Raw genomic sequence first — 25,600 nt, 5'->3', positions numbered from 1 at the left:
CTGACTTCTGACTTCTGCTATAAAAGCTCAATGCTTACCATGGGATAGTGAATGCGATCGCACAAGCGCGGAAGCTGAGGCCGTAGGCCACGCTTTGCGAACGCTTCCGGAGCGTAGCGTGGCCTACGGTCAATCGCATTTCCAGGACAAAACCATACGCAACTGTTCCCTGCTCCCTATTCCCTATTCCCTATTCCCTATTCCCTATTCCCTACTCCCTACTCCCTACTCCCTACTCCCTACTCCCGATTCCCGATTCCTTTATTAAACTATGACTTACGAACAACAATCCGAATTCGAGAAATCTCTGAATATCCGTGCTATGACCACCAAACAAATTTGGTCTTATGCTACTGGAATGTTAGCCATTTGTATGATTTTTGCCCCAGGCAGATATAAGTTAGCTATACCGATGATTGTGATCGGCGGCGCAGCAACTAGCACCGCTTTTGTTTGGCACTCTCATAACAAGTCCTATAAAACCCTTCTTCCTAATCAAGTACAACAGATGGAAGAACGCCTCGGTAACTTAGAAACTATTGTGGGACGGGATGATTTGGAAGTAAATTTGAAACTTAAACAGTTAGAAGAAAAGATATAAGCTGTCAGCCGTCAGCCGTCAGCCGTCAGCTGTCAGCTTAAAATAAACCTATTTGAAAATTTAAGATTGAGAGATTAATGAGAATTTAAAGTCTGGGTGAAAGCCTATCTAAGCATAAGCTGATAGCTGATAGCTTACCAAAAGCTATAGTATTTTCAGTTTAGAATATAGCATTATAATCGAGGATTGGATCAGGCTCGATTATAGTAGATAATTCTAGAGGATTTGGAAAGATATCACCTAATATAATAATGCTCAAAACGAAGACTTATGTAACTGCTACACTATCTACACTACTCCTAACACTAGTAATTGGATGTAATGGGGCGGATTCCCCTAAGGGTGTATCGCCATCTCCTGATCCAGAGTCTTCCAAGTCCTCAGAACCAGAGAATGCACTAAAGGTGATCCAAAAGCCTGATCAACCGCTAACCGTTGCGGCAACGAATCCTAATCCAGGAACCCAACAGAGTGTTGACCAATACCTAAAAGGATTATCCGCCAAAGGGATGACTAAGACCAATCAAGGGATATGGATGGAATCAGGAGATACCCTGTTAGCTAATCATCAAGGCACTATTCCCTTACCAGCAGCATCCCTTACCAAAGCAGCAACTACCCTAGCCGCTCTTTCTACCTTTGGTCCTGATCACCAATTCATTACCCAATTTAGCGCCACCGGACCGATTGAGAACGGGGTGCTACAGGGAGACCTAGTGGTTCAAGGGTCAGAAGACCCGTTTTTTGTGTGGGAAGAAGCCATAGCAGTAGGCAACCAGTTAAATCAGTTAGGAATCAAGCAAGTAACCGGTAATTTGGTGATTGTGGGTAAGTTTTATATGAATTTTGAGACCTTACCCCTCAAAGCTGGCACTCTGCTCAAGCAAGGCTTGAATGGTAAGAGTTGGCCACCAGCAGCAGAAACTCAGTATCAGACCTTACCCCCAGGTACCCCTAGACCGGAAATTGCGATCGCAGGCTCTGTGCAAGTGGTAGCTTCACCCCCTGACAATCTACAGCCCCTAGTGCGCCAGTATTCCTTTCCCCTGGCGGAACTGCTGAAGAAAATGAATCGCTACAGTAATAATAAAATGGCCGACATGCTAGCCAATACAGCTGGTGGTGCCAAAGTGGTAGCCCGCAAAGCAGCAGAAGCAGCGGGAGTACCCCAATCAGAAATTAGCTTAATCAATGGGTCTGGTTTAGGTGAAGAAAATCGCATGTCTCCTCGGGCTGTCACTGCTGTATTTCTCGCCATTGAGCGCTATCTTCAGCAATACAACATGACCGTTGCTGATGTATTTGCCATCGTAGGACAAGACAAAGGTATTTTAAATGAACGTCCATTGCCTAACTTAGCAGTAGTTAAATCCGGTAGTTTAAATTATGTGAGTACCTTAGCCGGAGCCTTACCAACTCAAACCTATGGCACTGTTTGGTTTGCTGTCATGAATTCAGGGGGAGACTATACGAGATTCCGGACTGAGCAAGAGATGCTGCTGAAAGAATTAGTAAATAAATGGGGAGTGGTGCTATCTGTTCCTCCTGACATTAAACCATCACCTCAGAGGATCGGTAAGAGGTCGTTTAGTGAAATTGTTAGGTAGGGAGTAGGTAAGCCGTCAGCGGTCAGCGGTCAGCGGTCAGCGGTCAGCGGTCAGCCTTCAGCCTTGGCCTTGGCCTATGGCCACGCTACGCGAATGGCCACGCTACGCGAACAGCAGACGTAACAAAGATTCAAGCAATACTTACCTGTTTTATTCAAAAGCTGAACGCGATCGCGTGCGCGAATGCCCATAGACTGATAGCTGATAACTAATAGCTGACCGCTGATAGCTGATTAATTATAGCTGATAACTGAAAGCTGATCACTCAAAGCTGAAGACTGAACGCGATCGCGTGCGCGTAGCGCATAAGCTGAAAGCTGATCACTCAAAGCACCTCAAGTAGCGTGCGCGTAGCGCTTGAGCTGATTACTGACCACTGATAGCTGATAGCTGATAACTGAAAGCTGATAACTGAAAGCTGATAACTGATTGCTGATTACTGACCACTGATAGCTGATAGCTGATAGCTGATAGCTGATAGCTGATCTCCCGACTCCCGATTCCCGACTCCCTGCTGTATCCTGGTTTAGTGTTAACAAAACTCTCATTAACTGAGAAATATAGATGGCAAACCCAACCGCAACCTTAGAAACCTCTTTAGGCACAATTACCGTGGAATTGTTCACCGATGTGATGCCAGAGACAGCCGGTAATTTCATTAAACTAGCCCAGTCTGGTTTCTACGATGGTCTTCATTTCCACCGGGTGATTAATGACTTTATGATTCAGTTTGGCTGTCCCCATAGCAAGGATCCCAATAGTCCTCGCGCGGGTACCGGCAATGGCCCTGATGGCTGCATCCAGGATGAGCACCCGGACAATGCCAAAATTTCCAATCAGCCAGGTACGTTATCTATGGCAAATACCGGTGCTCCCAATAGCGGTAGTTGTCAGTTTTTCATCAATACACGGGATAATTCCTATCTCGATTGGTTTTCTCCAGGCCCCTCGAAGCACCCGGTTTTTGGTAAAGTGACTGAAGGTATGGATGTGGTGAACAAGATTCAAACCACCCCTACTGATCGTGGTGATCGCCCTCAAACTCCGGTTCAAATGGTGAAAGTGACCATTAACGAATAACCCCTTGTAGGGTGGGCAAAAAAAGTTTAGTTATGGGTGAGTATTCTAGATAATAGAACTTTGCCCACCCTACTTTAATTGGTATTTGTTTTACTGACCGCTGACCGCTGAAGGCTGACGACTGACCGCTGATTGCTTACGTTTTCTGTTTCCCTAAGATATTCTTAATCAAGCAGAGTTGATATAATTTGACAGTATCACTAGAGGAGCAAATGCTTTACTCGTAGCGTCTACTGGGAATGTTCTAACTTAGGAAAGGGAAAACCCATGAACAGATTACCCTGGCTAGCAGCTACTGCAATCACTACAGCTTCCTGCCTTACCTTAGGCGCTATCAATCCAGCAGCAGCGAATACCTTTGGCAACATCGAAGTTAACGAAAACAATTTTATTGCAGTAGCTGCCCCTTTTGGTTACAACCAGTATCAATTACTAATCATCGAGCAGATTGCAAACTGGCAAGCGTGCTGGCGTGAACGTGGCAGTAACCCAGTTATTGTAGATCCTCTGCTGCTCGACTTTGACTTTACAGGAATTTGTGGCCGCAGTACAGACAGCAACGGCTATTCTATCCGCGTCGATAGTCAAGACTTCGGCCTAGACTATATGCTCAGAGTGGTTAAACGCAATGGAGAATTGGTATTAGTAGGGAGTCACCGCATTGACCGCAATGCCCCAGACATTGAGCTTGGCCGCACCAGAGGTTTGGCTAATGGCTTTCTCAAAATCTTTCTCGATCCCGGTTGGCGATTTACCAAACGTGTCTATCAAGGCAAACAACTAGGTCACATCTATCTTACCTATGGTGCGATCGCTAATACGGTAGCGCCACAGTGGACGAGTAGCCCTCAACCCTCACCACCTACTCCCAGCAGGGAATATATTTTTACCAAACCACAAGCCCAACCCAAGACTAGTGGTGAACGTTTTCCTGACACTAGCCCTGAAATTCCACCACCTGCACCGGCAGAATCGTCAAATGATGGCATACCAGTGTTTGAGGGGTTCTAATTAATAGGAGATACTAAGTTGACTTGGTTTCGCCCCCCTAACCCCCAGGGCTGTTTCTTGGGTCGGACTAGAATTTCACGGGTAGGGAGATAGGGAGATAGGGAGATTTTTGCTAATATAGGGGTTTTTACCGTAACACAACCCTAATGAGATACACAGGATTGTATCTCTGTTCCCTGTTCCCTATTCCCTGTTCCCTTTGAGCAATTTAGGTATCCCAATCTAAATACTGAACAGCTTTCCATCACGCTGAAATCACTTCAAAATCAGAAATCGTCTCAATCCATACCCGTGCTCCACACTTGAGGGGATCATCTGGACGATACATCACCCGACAGGGGCCATTGACCTCCACCGTATGACCGTAAACATTTTTAGTGCCTCGCTTGACCGTAATCACAGGATTCCGGTCCCCCGTCTTGAGATTGTTGCGAATCACCCTCTGGTTAACATGAATCACTGTCTTAGTGTACTCTGTACGCTTTGACCAGTTCCGTTTTGGTCCGCGAGTGCCAGGGGTGACCACCGGCATACCATCAAACAAAGGAATCACCCAAGTTCTACCCACCTTATAAGCGCCTTTAACTCTGCCTTTGCCCAGAAGGTAACGGACGCGAGTGGCAGAAACACCAAGTAATTCAGCGGCTTGTGCGGTGGAAATCATCATAGGGAGTAAACCATTGCTTTTACGATATTATTACTTTAACACACTTGTTCTGAAAAGGCAAGGATATAGTAAAACTATTGCATTAGCATAATTTAAAGTCATAGGGTCAATTGGGATTAGTGAGATTAATGGGATTAGTGATATAAAAGGGTGCTAACAAAAACTATTGCATTACCGCAATTTAAAGGAGTAATAGGTTTAATGGGTTAAATAGGGTAATAAAGAAAAGAGGGTGCTCAAACAAACTATTGCATTGTCACAATCTCAAGCAATGGGGTCAACTGGGATTAGTGGGATTAGTGACGGTAGTGGGGTAAAATAGTTATCTAAGACTATTGGATTGTCGCAATTCAGTGCTAAGTGGCTCAGTGCTGAGGGTGAGAATAGTGCTAATAGCTGACAGCTGATAAGTAGCTGGACAAAAATGAACCTCGTAGCTGTATTAACTTGTGTAAAGTTACTAAAAGTCCATCTGTTCCCTGCTCCCTGCTCCCTGCTCCCTGTTGCCTGTTGCCTAAAACCAAAAAACTTGTACCTCACCTAATTTAAAACCGCTATATTGCGGTTCTCATAGTAATGAGAATTGCTATCAATAAATCAGGTACTGTGTAATCACTTACGTCCGATTACTTAAACTATAAATTATAAATTTAAAACTACCCATGGTTCCAACAATTACTGCAAAAGAGATTACCTTACGTCAATTAAGACACAGATTCCATCTAGAACGAACTGATGATGAAAATTTTTTCAGAGAATGGCAAGACGATTTACCAGAACTGACGGATTTTGAGAAGCAATTGCTAGGACAAGTTAAAGAAGAGTATCTGTACTTATCTGAGTCTCCGTTATTGGAAGTTATCTTAAAAATGGTGATAATCTCGCCATTACTCAGACTAGCAGGATTTTATCGTCATCCCTTTGAACTTACAGCATAAAAAGAAGTTAAAATTACCTCCGAAGATGAGGGTATGATTGTTAATGGATGTATTGATATTCTGATTTTTAAACCATAATTTTGGGTTACTGTTATTGAAGCAAAAGGCACAAAATATGCCTTAGCAGCTGGCATACCCCAAGTCTTAGCCTATATGTTGGGTAATCCTAATCCAGAGCAACCTATCCTGGGGTTTATCACCAATGGTAATGAGTTTAAATTCCTAAAGATGACAACCACAAAGCTACCTAAATATGCTCAATCCTATACATTCGCTCTTGAGAACAAAGATGATTTTTACACTGTTATGAGGATCTTAAAACGTATTAACCAAACCATCCAAAATCCGTAGTCAGCTGTCAGCAGTCAGCTGTAAGCAGTCAGCTGTCAGCTTATTTTATTCAAAAGCTGTTCGCACCTTCCTCTTTTATTCAAAAGCACCTCAAGTAGCTTGCCCATTAGCTGATAGCACCTCAAGTAGCACCATCTGTAGCGCATTACCTGATAACTGATAGCTATCAACATCTTGACGGGGTTGTCCAGGATAACTGATCTACTCGCGCCCCTCAGCAAAATGTCCAACTTTTCCTGGATGGTTTAGCTTACTGCTCAGAGGATATCTCCCAAGTTTTTTGATACTGAATTTTGCCCCCCTGACCCCCCAACTTTGGGGGGAACAAGAGTCAATTTGCTTCTAAAAGTCCCCCGAGCGAGGGATTGCTCGCTCGGGGGACCAACGGGGGCTTGGATGTAGCAAATGAGACTTCTCAGACAACCTCTCAGAAGCAGTTTCTGTACCATGGGCGTAGCGTATTAGCTGACTGCTTACATTTCCTGGAAAGGACTTTACCTTTTTCGCAAAAAGCATTATTATCGAAACGAGGGAGTTTGAGGGAACTATAAAACCCCGTCGGACATGACGAGTGTTAGCTGACGAACACGATGTCATAGGGCGGGGATACATGGACTCCCTCAAGCCAATTGAGGGGTTAGATGCCCCGATAATTGGCAAATTTCTTAAATATTTACACAACATTATAGCCCATGTAAGCTATAATTTGGCCATGCTAACCATGACCTACGAGTACAAACTAGAACCAACTGCCGAACAGATTGAATCTATCGAGCAAACCCTAGATATTTGTCGTTCTGTCTGGAATTTTGCCCTTAGGCAGCGTAAAGATTGGTGTGCATCTCGTAAGTCACCTATTAATGCTTGTTCGATTCAATCCGAGTACATCATTTCTGCCGACGAACCATTTCCGAATTACCATAAGCAAGCCAAGCAATTAACTCAAGCCAAGAAACTCTATCCTCATCTGAAAACAGTTCACTCTCAAGTACTACAACAAACCCTAAGAACTTTAGATAGAGCTTGGGACGATATGAAAGCCAGAGGTTTTGGTTGGCCTCGCTTTAAGAATAAGTATCGGATGCGGTCGTTTGTCTTTCCACAGTTAGGAAAAGACCCAATTAGAGATGATGGGATTAAGTTCCCAAAACTGGGATGGGTGAAATGGCGACAGTCAAGGCCTATTCCCTTTGGGTTTCAAGTCAAGCAAGCGAGGATAGTTAGAAAAGCATCTGGTTATTTTGTGATGCTGTCACTACAGCTAAATGTCAATGTCTCTAGTCCCATGCCTCACGGTCATCCTAGAGGTTTGGACTTGGGGTTTGACACGGACGGCTTTAATTTCCGAGGCAACCTCGGAAATCGCGTCCTCAAGTTTGTAGCTACCAGTGATGGTGAAGAGATTAAGCGACCTCGATTTCTGATCACCCTACAGCGCAAGCTGAAATTGCTGCAACGTAGGCTAAAGAATAAGCAAAAAGGGTCAAATAATAGATACAAGCTAAACCAGAAAATAGCTAGACTACATCAGCGCATATCTGACACTCGTAAAGATTGGCACTTTAAACTAGCTCATCATTTGTGTGATGGTGCTGGCATGATATTTGTTGTTGGCGAAGCCTGTCCGAAGGCACACACTGGCAAAAAAACTCTAGATATTCGCTTTCACCACTGCGATGAGTGTGGATACAGAACCACAAGAGATGTAGCAGCTAGTCAGGTTCTTAGAAATAGAGGGTTAAATGCCGTCGGGCAGACGGTAGTAGAAAATGTCTGTGGACTGGAAGCGACGGGGAGTATCGGTCACGATACTCTAGTTGGCACGGGTCGAAGCAGAAAACCTAATTCGCGAGAGTTAGGAATCCCCTCCCTCAAAGTGACTGAGCATAGGGAAGTTGCTTAGGGAGGGGAGGATGTCAATGATCAGGTGCGACAGCTGTATACCAACTATGGTATCTTCACCATAGTGGTAATTTAGGTAAGGGTAACTGACGCTATGTAGCTGATACTGTGACTGTTATCAATAACTTATAGGTTATTAACAAGCACGGTTAATTGCCTAGCAACATCTAGCGCAATCCACTAGTGAAAGCAGCAACTAGTTTGGTAAAACTACCTAGGGAGTCTAGTTAACTAATGGGATAAACCTATTAGAAACTAAGAGCAGTGACATGAAGTATCCGGAATATCCATAAAAACCAATAGATTGACAGCCGGGACTTGCATGAAAAAAAATACCAATTAAAGTAGGGTGGGGAACCTAATTTAATCTATAAAACTGAAAACCAACTTTTTTGCCTATCCGACAAGCTAAAACCTGGTATTTTATTTTTTTGCTACTCCCTAATCATTTGGAGTTGAGATAAGCAGCTTTCCCCAAATCAAAAAAGAATGGAAAAATTATATAGTGTACACCCTAAGTACCTCGAAACAGTCAAATTAGTTTGGAAGCGTAAGCGTCGGGGAAGAGATATAGACCTAGCTAATGAATTAGATTTAGACTTGCCCATTGTTAATCTTTTTCTGATCGGAAAGCCCATTAAAGGTCTTTTCTTTGTAGAAATTTGTCAAGCATTGCAGTTAAACTGGCGAGAAATCGCTGGTTTAGATTTACTGGAAACTCCAGTGAAATCCTCAGAGATTGAAGTAGATACTAGTGAAGTAGATACCGTCGATACCAGTGATGGGATTGGCCCTAGGCCAAGCTACGCGAACGCAAAACCAAAGCCTATCGAAGAGGTGAACACCGTTGATGACGCTTTAGGGGAGTTAGTGGACACCCTCAAAGAAATGTTACGTCGCCTGACCCGAAAAGCTGGAAATATACTAAAAGCAGACCGCACCAGTATTTTTTTACTGGATGAGCACAGTAACATCCTCGGTTCCATTGACGCTGATGACGGGAAAGGTGGCTCCCTAGTCATTGATATTCCAGCAGATAAAGGAATTGCTGGTGCAGCTGCTACCTCCTTAAGTATTATTAATGTTCCCTTTGATGTCTATGACGACCCACGCTCTGAAGAAGCGAAAAGAATCGACAAAATTACCGGTTACCGAACCTATACTATGGTAGCTTGGCCCGTGTTGAATCAGCAAAAAAATTTAATTGCTGTGGTACAATTAATTAATAAGTTAAAACCCAATAGTAATCCAAACGATAACTTGTCTGAAAGAATTGCTCTAAAGGGGTTTACCAAAAAAGATGAAGAATTGTTGGCTCAATTTACTCCTTCAATTTTGAAAAATTTAGAACGATGTCAGTTATGTTTTCAACTAGCCCGTAAACTTTGGTTAAAGTCAGAAAGTAACTCAGAGATTATCGATCCCTATAATCAAAAAATGATTACTGAACTCCAGGAGAAAGAAAAACAGGTGCGCAAGAGCCTAAAAAAACTAACCAAACTCAACTTATATTAAGTGTTAATTTTTATTGTTAAATTTCAATATTTTATAGTTTAAATTTTAAATGTTAACGTTTTAGGCAAGCTAGGATATATTTTGCCTAATAACTCCAGTACAATCAGATTTAACAAACTTTTCATGTTGACCGGAGTAGAACACAATGCCAGTAGCAGTTGGAACTATTGAGACCCTAGGTTTTCCAGGGGTACTAGCCGCAGCAGACGCCATGGTCAAAGCAGGGGCAGTCACACTGGTATCCTATGATAAATCTGAGAAAGGTCGGTTTATGGTGAGCGTCCGTGGTAAAATTTCAGAGGTAAACGTCGCGGTAGCAGCTGGGCTAGAAGCCGTAGAGAAAACCTATGGTGCGGAGGTGACAGCTCACTATATCATTCCTAACCCTAATGAAAATGTGGACACAGTGCTGCCCATCCACTACACCAGCAAAGTCGAAGAGTTCCGAACATTTTAAACTAATACACTTAATCAGTATTAAGGTAAGCATTCAGCCGTCAGCGGTCAGCCGTCAGCTTTCCATAACTCAGATTAAAATTTTGCTTACTTGTTTGATTCAAAAGTTCCCTAGCGTCCTAATTGCCCATAAGCACATCAAGTGGCACCATCTGTAGCGCATTAGCTGATAGCTGATACGCGACACGCTGATAGCTGATAGCTTACGTATTAAGCCGAATCGGTAGCGAAGATTCGTACAATAGTTCCTGAGTTTCAAATAATTCAACAGATTAAGGAGTTTGGCTATGTCCACAGTGGCGGTTGGATCTCTCGAAACCAAAGGCTTTCCTGGTATACTCGCAGCAGCAGATGCTATGGTTAAAGCCGGTAGGGTTACCTTAGTAGGCTACATCAGAGTTGGTAGCGCCCGCTTCAATATCAATATTCGGGGGGATGTTTCGGAAGTAAAAACAGCTATGGATGCCGGTATTGCAGCCGTCGAAAAAGCCCATGGCGCTACCCTGGAATCCTGGGTGATCATTCCTCGTCCCCATGAAAACGTCGAGTGTGTTCTGCCCATTGCCTATACTGAAGCCGTTGAACAGTACCGAGAAGCTGTGGAAAATCCCATCATCGGGCGGGGGAACGGTTTTTCTCGTTAAGCTTTTTGGTTTTAGCTAAGCCCGCACCAAGCCCAGGTCTGACCCGATAGGAGAGCGGTTGTTGAATGCGGGTTGAAGCTACATTTGTGTTAGAACCGGGTTCGGTTAACTATGTCAATCATCATGCTACTAATCCTGATGGTTGCACTTCCACAGCAAGCACTGGCAAATCAACCCGCACTTTCTGAGCTTGGGGCTGTGCTGCTTGCTCTAATACTTCTACCTCAATATTAACTGCCACTAGATAAGAACCAGTTTGATCTGCCACAGCTTGGGCAATCAAACCAGCAAAGTCTGGCCGTTCTGCGGTAATGGGATCTCTTAACGTACACTGCTCCCATTGGTACTCGGCATTGGGATTGATGCTCAGTATATAGTGCTTCTTCATGGGGAAAAACCTTGATTAGGGGTTTATATCAGATCAGCTGACCGTCAACTCACTCTATTTATTATAGTACAAATATACTATTTTAGTCCTGGTCAGTAATCAATCCTATGGTGGTTTGCTGCCATTGAGTCTGCTGTCTCCTGAAAAAACTAGCCAATTTCCGACATCGAACTGAGTTCCTGATCACCCGTTGATGGTAGAAATCTGTAAACTATCTTAAATCTCAGCCAGTTTAATCAGAATTTTGATAAAGGTTTCCCATCCGGTGGCACTTTCTCCAACACGTTAAACTAATCAAAGCTAAACTAAAAAACGTTAACGAAAACACAAAACCTGATGATTGCAACTGCTACTCGGATTAAACACGAAGTTAAAGACCTGTCTCTGGCACCAAAAGGAAAACAGCGGATTGAATGGGCTGGACGGGAGATGCCAGTGCTCAAGCAAATTCGAGACCGCTTTGCCCAAGAAAAGCCTTTGGAAGGAATTCGTTTAGTTGCTTGCTGTCACGTAACCACCGAAACTGCCCATTTAGCGATCGCACTCAAGGCTGCTGGTGCTGATGCTGTCCTGATTGCCAGCAACCCTCTGTCAACCCAAGATGATGCAGCGGCTAGCTTAGTGGTTGATCATGAGATTTCTGTATTTGCCATCAAAGGGGAAGATAACGAAACCTATCACCGCCACGTTGAAATTGCCCTGGATCACAAACCAAACATTATAATCGATGATGGTAGCGATGTTACCGCCACTCTGGTAAAAGAGCGCCAACACCAGCTCGGTGATATCATTGGCACCACCGAAGAAACCACCACTGGCATTGTCCGTCTGCGGGCTATGTTCAATGACGGGGTGTTGACATTCCCGGCAATGAATGTTAATGATGCTGACACCAAACACTTCTTTGACAATCGCTACGGTACTGGTCAATCTACCCTTGATGGTATTATCCGCGCCACCAACGTGTTGCTAGCTGGTAAAAACGTGGTTGTGGTCGGTTATGGCTGGTGTGGCAAAGGCGCAGCACTTCGAGCCCGGGGACTGGGAGCCAATGTCATTGTTACTGAAATTGACCCCACTAAAGCCATTGAAGCTGTAATGGATGGCTTCCGGGTAATGCCGATGGCAGAAGCTGCTCCCTTAGGTGACTTGTTTATCACAGTTACTGGGAACAAGCACGTGATTCGCCCTGAGCATTTCGAGGTGATGAAAGATGGAGCAATGGTGTGCAACTCTGGTCACTTCGATATTGAAATTGACCTCAAGTCCTTAGGGGAAATGGCAACAGAAGTCAAAGAAGTACGGAACTTTACCCAAGAGTACTGTTTGAAAAATGGTAAATCCGTTGTGGTACTGGGTGAAGGACGCCTGATTAACCTGGCAGCAGCTGAAGGTCATCCCAGTGCGGTGATGGACATGAGCTTTGCTAACCAAGCTTTGGCCTGTGAATACCTAGTCAAGAACAAAGGATCCATTGAACCAGGTTTACACTCCATCCCTGAAGCAGTGGATAAGGAAATTGCCCGGTTGAAGTTACAAGCAATGGGCATTAACATTGACACCCTAACCCCAGAGCAAATCGAGTACATGAACTCTTGGACTTCTGGTACCTAAAACGAGGGTAATCCGTTGACGATACCGGTTCAATAATCCTAATCTCCCTTCTCGGGTAATGGGTTATGGGTAACAGGTAATTGGTCATCGGTCATGGGTAATTGGTAGTTGACTATTCCCGACTATCGATTACCCTGACCCAAGAATTCAGTAACTATTTGGGAAGTGATTAAGCCGACTTGAGATTATTGCTCCCTTTGCATAAAATAGCCAAATAATACCAATACCTTTGATGGTAACTTGGGATTAAATATATAGATACCTAAGATCGATATCTGAGTTGGATATAAAGTAATTACTCAGAATTAGCAATTAGGCGGTAAAATAAGGTGTGGGATTAGCTGCAACCCTTTTAAAAACAGGACTTGGCAGAAACTGGGGAGCCAACTATACCTATAAAACTATACCTATAGGGTGGAGTGACTGCGTCAGTCCTGAAGAAGAATAGAAAGTAGGCAAATACCACTTGTGAAAGCCAATTATCGATGATTTTTCGAGATTATGGATGATTTTTCTAAATGGGTTAACTATCTAGGTTATAGCTAAAGGCAAATTATAAAATTATATGGACTCTTGCATAAATCTTTAAAAAGAGGATGATAAATACTATAGCCCGATCGCAAAAATTGACTTTTGCAAGAGGCCTATTCAATGAGTAGGGTGATTGATCATGACTTGGCAACAATCTCCAACCTATCTGGCAGTGCTGACTACTATGCTCTCGGCTGCACTGGTAACTGACTTCACCGCAGCCCAGTTACTGGCACAGTCATACCCACACCATGAAGTTGGTGCACAATTCCCACGACCACCAGAGCGAGGGTCACCGTCTAGAACCCTTGGGGCTGGGACACATATGATTAAATTTCCACCACAAGTACCAGAACGAGGAAAACCGAGAAGAACAGCAGGAGGAGGGTCTCGTAGCTATTCTTGTACTGACAACGGTGATATCCCTTTAACTGCTATCGTGCCAACCAATAATCTGGTCAAAACGGTGGCGGCTAATCCTACACTGTTCTGGTATGTTCCCAAAACTACAGCTACTGTTGCAGAATTTGTGTTAATTGATGACCAGGATCAAGAGGTGTACCTGACCACATTGACCCTGGATAACAGGAAAGACGGTATTGTGCAACTGAGCATACCGAAAACCGTACCTCTGACCATGGGTAAGGAATACAAGTGGTTTTTCGTACTAGTTTGCGATCCTCAAGAGCGTAGCCGAGATCATTGGGTTCAAGGAATACTCCAGCGTACTGAACTTAGTCCGCAATTAGCGCTTAATCTAGATCAGGAGCAAAATACCTTAGAACAAGCCAAACTATATGCTGATGCTCTGATTTGGCAAGAAACTGTGACTACTGTCGCCCAGTTACGGGATTCCCAGCCCCAAGCATGGGTAGATCTGATCAAATCAGTGGGGTTAGAAGCGATCGCTAACAAACCATTTGTCAATTGCTGCACAGCTAGCAATTAATCTTAATTGACACTCCCCCTCCGATAAGAACGGGGATTCTTACTTGGCCGTAGGCCACGCGATCGCGTTCAACGAGCTGTATTGCCTGTTCAGGTCTGAACCAGAAAAGGTAGAGGACAATTCTCTATAAGCGTATTGGATAGCGCGGATCCAGGTTTCGGTGTGCCCCACCGTACCTAAATTATTGAAAACATAGATAGATAGATAGATTTTTTATCTGATTTTTTCATAGACGATCAAGTCGTTAGACTCAATTATGCAACATGCTTATCTCAAAACATGTTTTTTACATTGTCTACTTATTTTTAGATAATATCTACCTAGATTGTTATTAATCTATTATTATAGACATTTATCATAACATGCTCTCGGAAAAGTGTCAATACAAGAAGGTTGTATTATAAAGCCGTCCTTAAAGGACGGGGCTTTAAACCCATTTTTTTGGGTAATGTCAGGGTAAGTGCTAGAAAGATTAGTATATATTAGTATATTAACTTTTATAACTAATCACTACTGAATGGCTAAACTCTCTGTAGAACTACAGCGCTATTTTTTTGAGGAAGAGCGAGAGCCTCAGGTAAGGCTGGCAGATATTTTAACCCTAGCGGGGGAACGTATCTTTGGGTTTCTATTCGTTATCCTATCTCTACCTTCAGCTTTGCCAGTTCCAGCACCGGGTTATTCGATTCCCTTTGCAATTGTGATCTTCTTGTTGGCTATTCAGCTCATCGTTGGTGCCAAACGCCCCTGGCTACCTAAGAAGATGATGAATGGGAAAATGAAATTGGAAACCGTGCAGGGTTTTCTGAAAATAGGACTCCCTTGGTTGCGGCGGATTGAGGCAGTTACCCGTCCTCGCCTAAGCTATATTTGTACAAGTTTGCCTGGTCGGATATTTATGGGGAGTGCGATCGCATTAATGTCAATTTCGATGATGATTCCGATTCCAGGGACAAATACCATTCCAGCTGCGGGAATTTTTATAACTGGTTTTGGCTTAACTGAAGATGATGGCGCAATTAGCCTAGCGGGTTTAGTCCTGTGCCTGATCGGAGCAAGCCTCTCCATCTCAATTATGTTTGCCCTATGGTTTGGTGGCACAAGTCTAGTTGACCAGATTAAGATTTGGTTGGGTCGTTAAACTGATGTGCATCCAGTCCGCGTCGAAGATTTTGTTTGGGTTATAGTAATCACTAATTGGTAACAAACTTCGCTGCAGTTGTCGGTAACTTCGGACAAGGGAACTTCGGCTCAGGCCAAAATAATTGACCCAAACAGTATAATAAAACTACTAAGGCTGCTAGGTCTAATCGATAATCGGTAATAAGTAATCGGTAATAAGTAATCGGTAATGGCTAATCACAATTACCATCTAAACTCGAAGGGGACTCCCGTTATAGCCCAAAGACAAGCGCGGGATACGGGGGGTATAAAGTGCTCCCGCAGGTGACCCACACAGCCCCTTGGGAATTGGGGACTGAAAATGTTGCGTCTCCTTGAAAGTTTTTGCTATAATAGATGTATTATTGTGCTCGTTCCCTTAGCGTCTCCTAGGTCGAAAAGAGCTATGATGACTTGGGCTTTTTATCAGTTCTCTCAAATCCTAGAACACTTGTGTAATCGCTATGGTTCCAAGTTAGTGAGAGTAACAGAGGAATACACCTCTTATACCTGCACAAAATGTTGCACCTGCGTCTAAAAAGTAAAAAGGGATAATATTATATAATAGTATCATCCCTTTTTCCTATTCCATTTAGTTTTTTTGCCAAGTTAATAATTATTAACATAGTGCCATTCTACCTAACTACCTAACTTAGTAGGTATCAAACTAGGTATTAAACCAGAGGACATCTATGGCTCAGTTGGGTTTGGGGAATCCCTACGCTTTTCAGTGCGCTGCTTCTGAGGACCTAAGGGAGTGGAGTTGGTTAAGTTGTCTTCAAGAACCATACGCTGTTCCATCTGACGGAGAAAATAACCAGTCATCATGGCTGAAGCCAGCAATCCAGCTAAATTTTCCCGATCAGTGGTGATTTGAACATTAAAGTTTTCTGATGGCAGCATCCCTACTAGCCCTTGAACGTTCTGAGAGATGATTTGTTGGATTTCAGGGCTAGCAGACTTAGCAATCCTTGCTAAAACATCAGAAGGTTGATTCTGGAGGTATTGCAGCAGTTGGTTCGGTTGAGGCTCTGGTCCTGGGGAACTTAGAAAATCGGGGTTGAATACCATTAGGAATTTTAGGTTTGACCTGCTTCATCTCGACTTTTCTATACTCTAAACGATTGTGAGATAACCTGAATCAGCTTTCGGGGATAAATCTCAGTTTTTTGGGTATAAATTCTGAGTAAAAAAGCTTACTTAAAGAAATCTTGAAGTTTTTGTAACCCTTGGCATAGCTTCTATTGGGGTGGCAGTAGCTGCTGAACTTCAAAGTGTTGATGAAATTTTTCGGTAACTTGTAACCAGTACGAGCGCCCCTCAGTTTGTCTACGTTTCTGGACAAAATCGAGCTCGACCAGTTCCTGGATATGTTGATACGCTCCACTCCCACGAAGGTTGACTAGGTCAGCTTGAGTAATCGGACCTTTAAGAGCGATCGCAGCTAAAGTCCTCAAAGCACCTGTGCCCAATTCAGCAGGAATTAAGTTTTGCAGTAATTCACTAAACGTGGATCGTAACTGTAAGCTATACCCAGCAGGGGTTTCCACAACTTCTAAAGCACTGTCCCGGTGGGCATAGTCTGCCATCAGTTCAATCAGGCCATCCGCAACTTTTTCGCGATCGCATTGGGCATACTCTGAGATTTCCTCTATAGAGACGGGCTGTCCCTTCAAGTATAGAATCGCTTCAATTTGGGTAGCTAGACGAGGCATTGTTTTAATTAGCTTCTAATCCAATTGACGTCCTGTCAATTCAACAAAAATATCTTCCAGGTTGGAGGGACGAACCATCACACCAGTTTTATCGGGTAAACTTTCGAGATAGCCACTCGCAAGTTCCAGAGTCGGAAAAAATTTGTATTCAAAGCGTTCTGAGAGTTGTTTGATCAGTAATCCTTCCCCATGTTGGTGGCGCAACTGTTCAAATGTACCTAATTCGATTAGTTTACCAGAATCCATGATACCGATCCGTCCTGGCTTGCCAGCGCCATAGCGATCGCACAAAAACTCCACTTCTTCCATATAGTGGGTAGTTAGCAATATCGTCATACCTTGGCGATTCAAATCCCGAATAATTTCCCACAGGCGACGGCGGGTTTGGGGGTCTAATCCTACTGTAGGCTCATCCAAAAATAGAATCTTCGGTTGATGTAACAGCGCTCTAGCAATTTGCAACCGACGCTTCATTCCCCCAGACAGAGTTTTCACTAAACTATCCCGTCGGTCTATTAGCTCTACATACTCTAACCACTGATTAATCAGCCGCTTACGCCCAGGATTGGCAATGTGATGCAGCCGTGCGTGGAGTTCCATGTTTTCCCAGACAGTCAGGTCAATATCCACGCTAGTTTGCTGCAAGACCACACCAATATTTTCCTTGACCTGATCTTTTTCTTCTACAACGTCGTAACCCGCTACCTTAATTTGACCCTTGGTCGGTTCAGTTAAGGTAGTTAGCATCCGAATTGTAGTGGATTTACCAGCACCATTCGGACCCAGCAAACCAAATATCTCTCCTGATTCAATGGTAAAGGACAGGTCATTCACGACAGGGACCTTATCGTAGATTTTGTAGATGTTCTGGAGGGAAACAGCTGGGGGCATAGATTCCTTAATATGTATGATATTGATTGACACTCCCCGTCCTAGAAGAACGGGGATTCTTTGATCAACGAGGTCACTTGCTTCTCCAGACCGGAATCAGAAGAAGTAGAGGCGTCCTCTCCTAAAGCGTTGGGATCGATGATCCAGGTTCCGGTGTGCCCCACCGTACCCAAGGCTCTTTTTAGGATATTGATAGCTGCATTATGATCGCGATCTAAAACACATCCACACTTACAGGTGTGAGTCCTAGTTGATAGCGATTTCTTGACAACTTCACAACAGCTGGAACAATTTTGACTAGTATAAGCGGGATTAACTGCTATCGTTTGTCTACCAAACTTTTGTCCAAAATATTCCAGCCATTTCCTAAACTGATACCAACCTGCATCATTAATAGATTTAGCAAGACAATGATTTTTAACTAAATTTCTTACTCTTAAATCTTCGTAAGCAACCACATCGTTAGAGTGGATTACGCAGCGCGCCGGAGACGAAACCTTAGATAGTGGAGCCTTTATGGGTGTTCGGCTTTGCATAAAAGGGTTAAATCTTTTGTAATAAGGCTCCACTATCTTACGGTAACTTCTAACCAGTCTCTTGGCGTGCTCTTCACGCTGCCTACTTATTTTAAGATGTGTCCGGCCTAATTTATTAACGGCTTTCTTACGGTTGGATGAGCCTTTATTTTTGCGAGAAACCCGACGCTGGTAAAACTTCAGTCTTTTTTCGCCTTTACGATAAAACCTAGGATTTGGCTCTACGCCTCCCTTGGAATCGGTATAAAATTCCTTAAGTCCTACGTCTAGCCCAATATTAGTATGATTTGGTTCTAAAGATTCCTTTTCATCAACTTTTATACAGAACTGAACATAGTAACCATCCGCGCGGCGCACTAATCTAACTCGCTTAATTAGCTTCTGTTCGCGTAGCGTCGGCTTTGCCGAATCATAACGCCATAATTCCCAAGTTCCTTTAAGTCTTAGTTTTCCAATACCTTTTTTGTCTAAGAAATCTATTGACTTAGTATCAGGAGACAACTTCCAGCCCGATGTTTTGTATTCAACCGATCTGGAAAATTTCTTGAATTTGGGATATCCCTTTTTGCCAGGAACTTTCTTTTTACATTTATCGTAAAATCTAGCAATTGAGCTATAGGCTCTTTCAACCGAAGCTTGACATGCATGAGAGTTCAAGTCCTTTACAAAAGGATATTCAGCTCTAAGCCACGTATTATGACGATACAGTTCTTTTTGTCCTATACCATTATTGTCGATCCAGTAACGGATGCACTTATTGCGGACAAATTGACCAGTACGGATCGCCTCATCAATCGCGGCATATTGAGTTTTATTCCCTTTGACCTTGAACTCTAAGACTTTCATTTTGACGTTGGACAACTCTACGTAATATTGTAGCACAAAAAAAAGCCGTCCATTGTTCGCGCAGCGTGGCCTACGGCCAAGTTACCGTAAGATAGTGGAGCCTTTATGGTCGGCAGGCTATGCGGATGCATGGTTAAAACTTATTGAATAAGGCTCCACAATAAACAGGTTTCTATCCAGCGAAGGACGGGGCTTGAAACCCAAATTTTTTGGTCAATAGGCTTGAGCTAACCTGCTTCCAGACCACAGGTTATAAGGAAATTATATCATGTCGATATCATTACCCTTAATCAAAAGAGCAGTAATAGCAAATTTACCCACAAATACCACTGTAACCGTGGTATTTATCGATTTTAAGGGTTATATTATTAACCTATTATTATTTTAAAGTGTTAACTTAAAATAATAAAATTAAGTGTTATCATATATAGGAATATCATCAATACGTAGATAAAAAAAATAGGAGCTGTTTATTTGGTTCACTCATCAGCTATCAGCTACAGTTATTGACTTTAATCGTAGAATTTACTATGGCAATATTTAGGATATTAGGTCGGGTAATCGATCCAAAAACCAGTGGCGTCGTTTCAGGATTACGGGTTGAAGCATGGGATAAAGACCTTATTTTCAACAACTTGGTGGGTAGCGCCATCACTGATGACCATGGCAGCTTTGGGATGGAATTCGATGAATCCTATTTTCAAGAACTGTTTGCTGACCAACGACCAGACATTTTTTTCAAAGTATTTTGTGATCAGCAACTGGTCAAAAGCACCGAAGATTCAGTGCTGTGGAATTTAGACATTGACGAGACTGAAGTCTTGATCACTGTAGATAACTATAGCCAATATAACGTTTACCAAAAATATCTCCAAGCTGCTGACGAAGGTGTTGAAGATAATCCCAAACTATTATATCTCGGTATTGATACTTCACCATACAAACAGCAAATTAAAGATTATCCCTCCCACCTGAACCATAAACCCGATGGTAAACATCTCGTGTCTGGAATTAAAGCGGATCATACTTTCAGTCCTTATCCAAATCTGGGGCAACTTCCAGATATTGATCAGCAAGGGTTAGAGTTTCTCCATCAAGACATCAAAGAAGCTTGTATCTGTGTTGGTAGTTTTGTAGAGGAAGAGTTCAAGGTAAAATGGTTGGGACGAAATGCCCTAAGTAATGACGAATTATGGAGTGGGAGTAAGATTATCCCCATTATTAATCTAGTGTCTCGCCTTAATAGCAAATCTCCTAATGACGATCTTGATAAGTGTACAATTCGAGGCACAGACCAAGCTGGAAATCAAAGGGATATTCCGGTCTGTGATTTAATCACAGATGTGATTAGTTATGACTACAATACAGCAAGTTCTAATTGCTTAGGGGCAATGTTAAAGCGCTTTGCTCCCCAAATGGACTTAGAAAATTGGCTGAAACAGATTACAGGCAATGATAGCCTGATTTTCCGTGGCCGATATGGGGAAAAACCGTTTATTGAGTACCCCCAGTTGTTTGGTAGCACAACCAAAAGCATAATTCTAACTGCTGACCCTGAACCCCCTCAATGGGAAAGTAATACTATATCGGCTTATGATTTAAATCGGATGATCTCAATGGTGGGTTGGCATAATTACATACCGGAACCATGCCAGCTACCGGGAGTTAAGTGGGATAGTCTCGAAAGTATCATCAGAGCAATGGGGAACGATCCAGCTCGGTTAGTTGATTTAGCTATTAAAGAGTTGGGTTTGTTGAATGTGATTGACTCAACAGTGATTATCTCAAAACTCGGCAACGGAGTTACCAGTATTAGGAACAGAACCGAAGCGGTTTATGTCGCGCTAGTTAAATTAGTTAAGCCTAGTCTTGACGATTCCCTCAAGCCAGCTAAATTGATTACCTTCAGTATGGCGCTACGGGGAGCAAAAGTGCTTGAACCAAGAGATTTCAATCGTGAAGCGGTGGAACTTGATGCCAGAATAGCAACAGAAGTGACAGAGATTTTGCGCAGAGCGGTGATGGGTGAATTGGTTTGAATCTAGTGTCAATTGGGTGAAGTACATAATTTTGGGATTTTAGGGAACAGGGAACAGGGAACAGGGAACAGGGAACAGTGAAGAGATAATCGGGAACAGTGAACAGGGAAAAAATCCTGTGTACCTCATAAGTAGGCAAAAGGTTATATCCCTCTTCTGTCACTTTGATCAATCTTCACCCTAAGTGTCCGGTTACTGTCTAAAGTCCAAGTAAATGTAAGTAGTTATATCAAGTCCGGTTAATCAACTCCCAAGTAGTCTCTGGATTGGTAGTAATCGGTAATCGTAAGCCTTCAGCGGTCAGCGGTAAGTGGTCAGTGGTCAGCCGTTGGCCAATGGCCACTCAAGTAGCACCATCTGTAGTGCATTAGCTGATAGCTGATAGCTGATAGCTGATAGCTGATAGCTGATAGCTGATAGCTGATAGCTGATAGCTGATAGCTGATAGCTGATAGCTGATAGCTGATAGCTTACCAATTATCTATTACCTGTTACGCCAGAAGGGATATCATGATTAGTCAACCGGACTTGATATTAGATCATGGCCAGAAAAGTTTTATGCTTGGGTTTTTTAGGGTCGGGTTTAGACAAAACGTGATCAATCTGTAGTCATTAATCGTAGGGTGGGCAGTGTCTACAAAGGCGAAAAGCCCAGCTTATCTTATCTGTCTGACACTGCCCACCTGACATGAACTCTACCAGCCAGGGACTTTTCAAAACCCTTCTTAGCAGAAGATAAATTGAAAACCGTGTGGGTACAAAAACCTAAAGAAAAAAAGTATAGATTCTCCTCTAACTACTACAAGATTTTCTTGGATATCCAAAGACGATGTGACTTTCAAATTTCTTTTTCAAACTTGCTTTTGTACGTTTTCTTTGTTCTGCAATATACTATCCCTATTTTTTTAGCGGCTATCGGAGGTATTACGGCAGGTAATGACTTATTGGTCTCGTTTATTCAAGAATTTGTTTCTGATGAACAAGCCGAAAATATCGTCAATTTTTTTATATTTGTTATTAGTCTATTAGGAACATTGTTCGGTACCATAAGTGCCACAACTAACCCTTCGGAAAGCTATGATAATGCAGCAGCGTTTAATAACAAATTTTCTGAGTTTAAGATTAATTTAGCGATAGATATGAGAAATCTTGAACTTACCAATGCTATGGAAGAAGAGTACCTGCAGCTTCTGAAGGAAAAAAATGCTAATCTTTCCGAATTGATTGAGGAATATAATCAGAAACGGTCGATCGATAAGAATCAAGTAAGCGGAGTAGAGTGATTAGTTGCTTACGATCCTCAGTGTCCAAATTGATCATGATCTACTAGTCTGTGATTACTTTGTTCCAGTTTTACACAAGTCTTTGAGGAATGCGATCGCGTAGCGTGACCGTAGGTCAATCGCATTTCCTAGAGATATATTGCGTTCGTGCAGCGTCGGGCTTTGGCCGAATCGCAAAACAACAAACCCAGCAACATCCCATACTCTGTGTTAACTCTGTGACCCACTGACCCACTACTGTACCACACGACCCAATCCCACTTGCTCCAGCAGAGCGATAAAATCTGCTCGAATCGAGGAGTCATTGGGATTAGCAGCTTGAGCCTGGTAAAGGGCATCAAGGGCATCAAACCAAGCCCCTGCTTCGGCATAGATGATTGCTTGTTGATGCAGTAACTCAGAGGTGGAGCTGTTGGTATTTGCAGCAACTGCTGCTAGCTTTTGCTCTAATTCTGGGGGTGGTGATACCCGCTCAATCCAGCTCCTATAATAGGAAGTCTTAGGCGGGTTTTCGCGATCGCATTCTAGGGTAACAGACCACATGTATATCTTCCTGTTTTCTTCCTCTAGTCCTGGTGGGTTTGCAATCAGTTCTGGACTGTTTTCCGGAAGTTCTACTGAGATCATCCCTACCTGACCTGAGTCAATCCTTTTCTCAAATATTGTCTGGTTTTCTACTGTGTCCACCAAGGTAAATACTATTGGTACGTCTACAGGCTCGGACAAATACCATAAAAATCTAGGATGACCAGATATCGTCTGTGCAGCTACTTTCTGTGAGGGAATTAACAGCGTCACCAATTCACGGGGTAACTGCTCATACCAGCCTCGTGAACCAGACCCATTACTCTTTCGAGGAGCGCTATCGGTTGGTGGAATAAATCGTAAGCGTGAGCCGTTGGCTGAACTATTTTGGGAACTATTTTGGGTTTCAGATGAGTTATTATTAGAATCGGCAACGTGACCGTTGACAGATTGTAAACCTTGAGAATAGCTTGGTTGAGGGGTGAGTGCGCAAAACAGCAGTACAATCAAGATTGATGTTGTACGTGCCAATAAATTAATAAAGTTAGCGGTAGTTTTCATAAGTTTATTAAATTATTAAACTATAATAGACATTTACAAGAATTAGCCTTAACCCTTAGAGGATATCTGAAAAGTTTTTTGATCCTGAATTTTGCCCCCCTGACCCCCCAACTTTGGGGGAAACAAGAGTCAATTTGCTTCTAAAAGTCCCCCAGAATTGGGGGACCAACGGGGGCTTGGATGTAGCAAATGAGACTTCTCAGACAACCTCTTAGTCAAGCCTGAGTTTAAGCTGAATTTTTTCAGAGATTTGACACTCCCCGGTCGCGCATACGCGGGGATTATTGGTTCAACGACTCGACTTGCCCATGACTTGTTTGCACCAGCCACAGTAGAGGCCAAATCTCCCCAAGCGTTTGGGTCGTTTAAGACCAGAGTTCCGACATGCCCTGCCGTACTTAAGGCTCTTTCTAGGATGTTGATTGCAGCGTTGTGGTCTCTGTCGAGAGAACAAGCACACTGACAAACATGGGTTCTAGTTGATAGAGATTTTTTAACTACTTCACCACAATTAGAACAATTTCGACTAGTGCAGAGCCTTGGGTGCATGTCAGTTTTGTTAATCCCTGATTTAGATCCCCCGTTTCCCTTAATAAGGGGGACTTTTGAATCTAATTCCCCCCTTTTTTAAGGGGGGCTAGGGGGGATCTATTTACCTAATTACAAAGGTGACATGCTCCCCAGAGCCTTTCTTTTTTCGAGAAACTCGACGTTGATAGAACTTTAGACGCTTTTCCCCTTTTCGATAAAACCTAGGTAAGGGTACAGTATTGCTATTCGGTGTTGCTGGAACAGACTCATTGATATCGATCTGAAGGCAAAACTGAACATATAGCACTACCCATTAAAGTTAGGACATGGCTAAAAGCTGAAAACCTGTTGTAGTAAACTTTTGTCTTCTGACTTGTGACTTCTGACTTGCGCGTAGCGCTATAGTAACCATCGGCTCGACGGACTATCCTAACCCTCTTAATTAGCTTTTTGTCAAAGCGCCAGAAATTCCATGTTCCTTTGAGTTTGAGTTTTCCAATCCCTTTTTTGTCACTAAAAATGATTGACTTTTTATCTGGACATAATTTCCATCCAGAAGTCTTTTATTCAACTGATTGACAATGTTTTTTGAATCTAGGAAAACCTTTCTTTCCGGAAACTTTTTTCTTACAGTTTTCGTATAAACGGGCAATTGATGACCGGAGATGAAACCTTAGAATAGTGGAGCCTTTATAGGCGATAGGCTATGCAGATGCATGGTTAAAACTCATGAAATAAGGCTCCACTATTCTTACGGTAACTTCTAACCATGCTCGTTCAGCACTGGCGAGGGGGACCATAGAGTTCAATTCATTGGCAAACGGGAACTGATGAGCTAAGACAGTGCAATATTTGTTGAGGTCTAATTTCCCAACACCTTTATTGTCCATCCAATAGCGAATACAGCTATTGCGAACAATTTTAGCTGTTATCATCGCTTCTTCTATTGCTAAATATTGCTTTTGTTTGCCAATTGCCTTGAACTGTAAAACAATCATTAGTATCGACCTTTAACTACTAAAGTAGTCTACACTACACAAAGTAAAATTTCCGGAAATAGAAAAATATTTTTCTTACGGCGCGTCAAGCCGCTGTTAGCCTTCATCCCCGGTGATTAGACAGGGGGTTTTCGGCTTTGGGGGATTTTTATAATTTTTTGGTGCCATGGGTTTCTAATCTCAAATCCCGCTGACTAGTTTGCCTGTGGGAGGGACGCAATCAAAGGTTTACGCAGCCATGGATACAGGGTTTTTCGAAC

The 25,600-nt window shown here is 42.9% G+C and carries 26 protein-coding genes and 3 pseudogenes; 16 read left to right on the top strand and 13 right to left on the bottom strand.

Features of this window, described 5'->3' with window-relative positions:
• Window positions 1-118: 118 nt before the first annotated feature.
• The 3 genes from F6K38_RS18070 to F6K38_RS18060 all read left to right on the top strand — a co-directional run bounded on the left by F6K38_RS18070 (window position 119) and on the right by F6K38_RS18060 (window position 2,208).
• Window positions 119-268 (top strand): hypothetical protein, encoded by a 150-nt coding sequence (locus F6K38_RS18070; RefSeq protein WP_287253477.1) that lies wholly within the window; start codon window positions 119-121, stop codon window positions 266-268.
• 3 nt (window positions 269-271) lie between these two features.
• Window positions 272-601, top strand: a complete 330-nt coding sequence (locus F6K38_RS18065; RefSeq protein WP_287357081.1) for a hypothetical protein — start codon at window positions 272-274, stop codon at window positions 599-601.
• Between the two features lie 251 nt (window positions 602-852).
• Window positions 853-2,208 carry a D-alanyl-D-alanine carboxypeptidase gene (locus F6K38_RS18060; RefSeq protein ID WP_287357080.1) on the top strand — a complete coding sequence of 452 codons (1,356 nt, stop codon included), beginning with the start codon at window positions 853-855 and terminating at the stop codon, window positions 2,206-2,208.
• A 335-nt stretch (window positions 2,209-2,543) separates the two neighbouring features.
• Here F6K38_RS18060 and F6K38_RS18055 read toward each other — a convergent pair whose 3' ends face one another.
• On the bottom strand, window positions 2,544-2,756 hold the full coding sequence (locus F6K38_RS18055) for a hypothetical protein (RefSeq protein WP_287357078.1): 213 nt from the start codon (window positions 2,754-2,756) through the stop codon (window positions 2,544-2,546).
• Window positions 2,757-2,772: 16 nt separating this feature from the next.
• Here F6K38_RS18055 and F6K38_RS18050 point away from each other — a divergent pair, with 16 nt between their 5' ends.
• Together F6K38_RS18050 and F6K38_RS18045 are read left to right on the top strand one after the other, a co-directional pair.
• Window positions 2,773-3,288 carry a peptidylprolyl isomerase gene (locus F6K38_RS18050; protein ID WP_287357076.1) on the top strand — a complete coding sequence of 172 codons (516 nt, stop codon included), beginning with the start codon at window positions 2,773-2,775 and terminating at the stop codon, window positions 3,286-3,288.
• Between the two features lie 267 nt (window positions 3,289-3,555).
• A complete protein-coding gene (locus F6K38_RS18045) occupies window positions 3,556-4,299 on the top strand; it encodes a DUF3747 domain-containing protein (RefSeq protein ID WP_287357074.1) in 744 nt (247 codons plus the stop codon).
• A gap of 244 nt (window positions 4,300-4,543) precedes the next feature.
• Here F6K38_RS18045 and F6K38_RS18040 read toward each other — a convergent pair whose 3' ends face one another.
• Window positions 4,544-4,966: a helix-turn-helix domain-containing protein gene (locus tag F6K38_RS18040; RefSeq protein ID WP_008181378.1), complete on the bottom strand. Its 423-nt coding sequence runs from the start codon at window positions 4,964-4,966 to the stop codon at window positions 4,544-4,546.
• A gap of 662 nt (window positions 4,967-5,628) precedes the next feature.
• Here F6K38_RS18040 and F6K38_RS18035 point away from each other — a divergent pair.
• From F6K38_RS18035 to F6K38_RS18015, 5 genes are all read left to right on the top strand, one after another.
• The gene (locus tag F6K38_RS18035; RefSeq protein ID WP_287357072.1) at window positions 5,629-5,904 is read left to right on the top strand and encodes a hypothetical protein; all 276 of its coding nucleotides are present in this window, start codon (window positions 5,629-5,631) and stop codon (window positions 5,902-5,904) included.
• A 1,063-nt stretch (window positions 5,905-6,967) separates the two neighbouring features.
• Complete coding sequence (locus F6K38_RS18030; RefSeq protein WP_044492492.1) at window positions 6,968-8,158, top strand: RNA-guided endonuclease InsQ/TnpB family protein; 1,191 nt, start codon at window positions 6,968-6,970, stop codon at window positions 8,156-8,158.
• Window positions 8,159-8,646: 488 nt separating this feature from the next.
• Window positions 8,647-9,672, top strand: a complete 1,026-nt coding sequence (locus tag F6K38_RS18025) for a GAF domain-containing protein (protein WP_287357070.1) — start codon at window positions 8,647-8,649, stop codon at window positions 9,670-9,672.
• A 145-nt stretch (window positions 9,673-9,817) separates the two neighbouring features.
• Complete coding sequence (locus F6K38_RS18020) at window positions 9,818-10,129, top strand: carbon dioxide-concentrating mechanism protein CcmK (protein WP_008181383.1); 312 nt, start codon at window positions 9,818-9,820, stop codon at window positions 10,127-10,129.
• A 286-nt stretch (window positions 10,130-10,415) separates the two neighbouring features.
• Window positions 10,416-10,772, top strand: a complete 357-nt coding sequence (locus tag F6K38_RS18015; RefSeq protein WP_008181384.1) for a carbon dioxide-concentrating mechanism protein CcmK — start codon at window positions 10,416-10,418, stop codon at window positions 10,770-10,772.
• Between the two features lie 121 nt (window positions 10,773-10,893).
• Here F6K38_RS18015 and F6K38_RS18010 read toward each other — a convergent pair whose 3' ends face one another.
• A complete protein-coding gene (locus tag F6K38_RS18010) occupies window positions 10,894-11,160 on the bottom strand; it encodes a hypothetical protein (protein WP_008181385.1) in 267 nt (88 codons plus the stop codon).
• A gap of 336 nt (window positions 11,161-11,496) precedes the next feature.
• Between F6K38_RS18010 and ahcY the strand changes: the two genes are divergently transcribed.
• The 4 genes from ahcY to F6K38_RS44260 all read left to right on the top strand — a co-directional run bounded on the left by ahcY (window position 11,497) and on the right by F6K38_RS44260 (window position 15,953).
• The gene (ahcY, locus tag F6K38_RS18005) at window positions 11,497-12,774 is read left to right on the top strand and encodes an adenosylhomocysteinase (RefSeq protein ID WP_008181386.1); all 1,278 of its coding nucleotides are present in this window, start codon (window positions 11,497-11,499) and stop codon (window positions 12,772-12,774) included.
• Between the two features lie 670 nt (window positions 12,775-13,444).
• Window positions 13,445-14,254 carry a DUF928 domain-containing protein gene (locus tag F6K38_RS18000; protein WP_008181387.1) on the top strand — a complete coding sequence of 270 codons (810 nt, stop codon included), beginning with the start codon at window positions 13,445-13,447 and terminating at the stop codon, window positions 14,252-14,254.
• A gap of 517 nt (window positions 14,255-14,771) precedes the next feature.
• Complete coding sequence (locus tag F6K38_RS17995) at window positions 14,772-15,395, top strand: exopolysaccharide biosynthesis protein (RefSeq protein ID WP_008181389.1); 624 nt, start codon at window positions 14,772-14,774, stop codon at window positions 15,393-15,395.
• A 342-nt stretch (window positions 15,396-15,737) separates the two neighbouring features.
• On the top strand, window positions 15,738-15,953 hold the full coding sequence (locus tag F6K38_RS44260; protein WP_502707973.1) for a zinc ribbon domain-containing protein: 216 nt from the start codon (window positions 15,738-15,740) through the stop codon (window positions 15,951-15,953).
• A gap of 152 nt (window positions 15,954-16,105) precedes the next feature.
• Here the strand turns inward: F6K38_RS44260 and F6K38_RS17990 are convergent, their stop codons facing one another.
• From F6K38_RS17990 to F6K38_RS17975, 4 genes are all read right to left on the bottom strand, one after another.
• On the bottom strand, window positions 16,106-16,486 hold the full coding sequence (locus F6K38_RS17990; RefSeq protein WP_008181391.1) for a DUF760 domain-containing protein: 381 nt from the start codon (window positions 16,484-16,486) through the stop codon (window positions 16,106-16,108).
• Window positions 16,487-16,656: 170 nt separating this feature from the next.
• Window positions 16,657-17,130, bottom strand: a complete 474-nt coding sequence (gene scpB, locus F6K38_RS17985; protein ID WP_008181392.1) for an SMC-Scp complex subunit ScpB — start codon at window positions 17,128-17,130, stop codon at window positions 16,657-16,659.
• Between the two features lie 15 nt (window positions 17,131-17,145).
• The gene (locus tag F6K38_RS17980; RefSeq protein ID WP_008181394.1) at window positions 17,146-18,021 is read right to left on the bottom strand and encodes an ABC transporter ATP-binding protein; all 876 of its coding nucleotides are present in this window, start codon (window positions 18,019-18,021) and stop codon (window positions 17,146-17,148) included.
• Between the two features lie 41 nt (window positions 18,022-18,062).
• The gene (locus F6K38_RS17975) at window positions 18,063-19,403 is read right to left on the bottom strand and encodes an RNA-guided endonuclease InsQ/TnpB family protein (RefSeq protein ID WP_008181397.1); all 1,341 of its coding nucleotides are present in this window, start codon (window positions 19,401-19,403) and stop codon (window positions 18,063-18,065) included.
• Between the two features lie 530 nt (window positions 19,404-19,933).
• Here F6K38_RS17975 and F6K38_RS17970 point away from each other — a divergent pair.
• Window positions 19,934-21,442 (top strand): peptidoglycan-binding protein, encoded by a 1,509-nt coding sequence (locus F6K38_RS17970; RefSeq protein ID WP_287313695.1) that lies wholly within the window; start codon window positions 19,934-19,936, stop codon window positions 21,440-21,442.
• Between the two features lie 321 nt (window positions 21,443-21,763).
• On the opposite strand, the gene F6K38_RS17965 is transcribed toward F6K38_RS17970, so the two are convergent.
• Window positions 21,764-21,919: a hypothetical protein gene (locus F6K38_RS17965; RefSeq protein WP_008181401.1), complete on the bottom strand. Its 156-nt coding sequence runs from the start codon at window positions 21,917-21,919 to the stop codon at window positions 21,764-21,766.
• A 263-nt stretch (window positions 21,920-22,182) separates the two neighbouring features.
• Here F6K38_RS17965 and F6K38_RS17960 point away from each other — a divergent pair, with 263 nt between their 5' ends.
• On the top strand, window positions 22,183-22,725 hold the full coding sequence (locus F6K38_RS17960; RefSeq protein WP_044492420.1) for a hypothetical protein: 543 nt from the start codon (window positions 22,183-22,185) through the stop codon (window positions 22,723-22,725).
• A 54-nt stretch (window positions 22,726-22,779) separates the two neighbouring features.
• Here F6K38_RS17960 and F6K38_RS17955 read toward each other — a convergent pair whose 3' ends face one another.
• The 5 genes and pseudogenes from F6K38_RS17955 to F6K38_RS17930 form a co-directional block, all read right to left on the bottom strand.
• Window positions 22,780-22,902 carry a hypothetical protein gene (locus tag F6K38_RS17955; RefSeq protein ID WP_267871999.1) on the bottom strand — a complete coding sequence of 41 codons (123 nt, stop codon included), beginning with the start codon at window positions 22,900-22,902 and terminating at the stop codon, window positions 22,780-22,782.
• A gap of 57 nt (window positions 22,903-22,959) precedes the next feature.
• Entirely contained in the window at window positions 22,960-23,811 is an 852-nt protein-coding gene (locus F6K38_RS17950) for a DUF928 domain-containing protein (RefSeq protein ID WP_008181405.1), read from the bottom strand.
• Window positions 23,812-23,940: 129 nt separating this feature from the next.
• A pseudogene (locus F6K38_RS44255) lies at window positions 23,941-24,583 on the bottom strand (zinc ribbon domain-containing protein); the annotation flags it as partial.
• A gap of 163 nt (window positions 24,584-24,746) precedes the next feature.
• Window positions 24,747-25,001, bottom strand: a pseudogene (locus F6K38_RS17935) (RNA-guided endonuclease InsQ/TnpB family protein); the annotation flags it as partial.
• Between the two features lie 108 nt (window positions 25,002-25,109).
• Window positions 25,110-25,340: pseudogene (locus F6K38_RS17930) on the bottom strand (transposase); the annotation flags it as partial.
• Window positions 25,341-25,600: the final 260 nt, after the last annotated feature.

Origin of the sequence: Moorena sp. SIO3B2, assembly GCF_010692525.1 — a bacterium.
Taxonomy (GTDB): domain Bacteria; phylum Cyanobacteriota; class Cyanobacteriia; order Cyanobacteriales; family Coleofasciculaceae; genus Moorena; species Moorena producens.
Note: the sequence above shows the minus strand (reverse complement) of the source record. Positions and strands in the feature narration are given on the sequence as shown.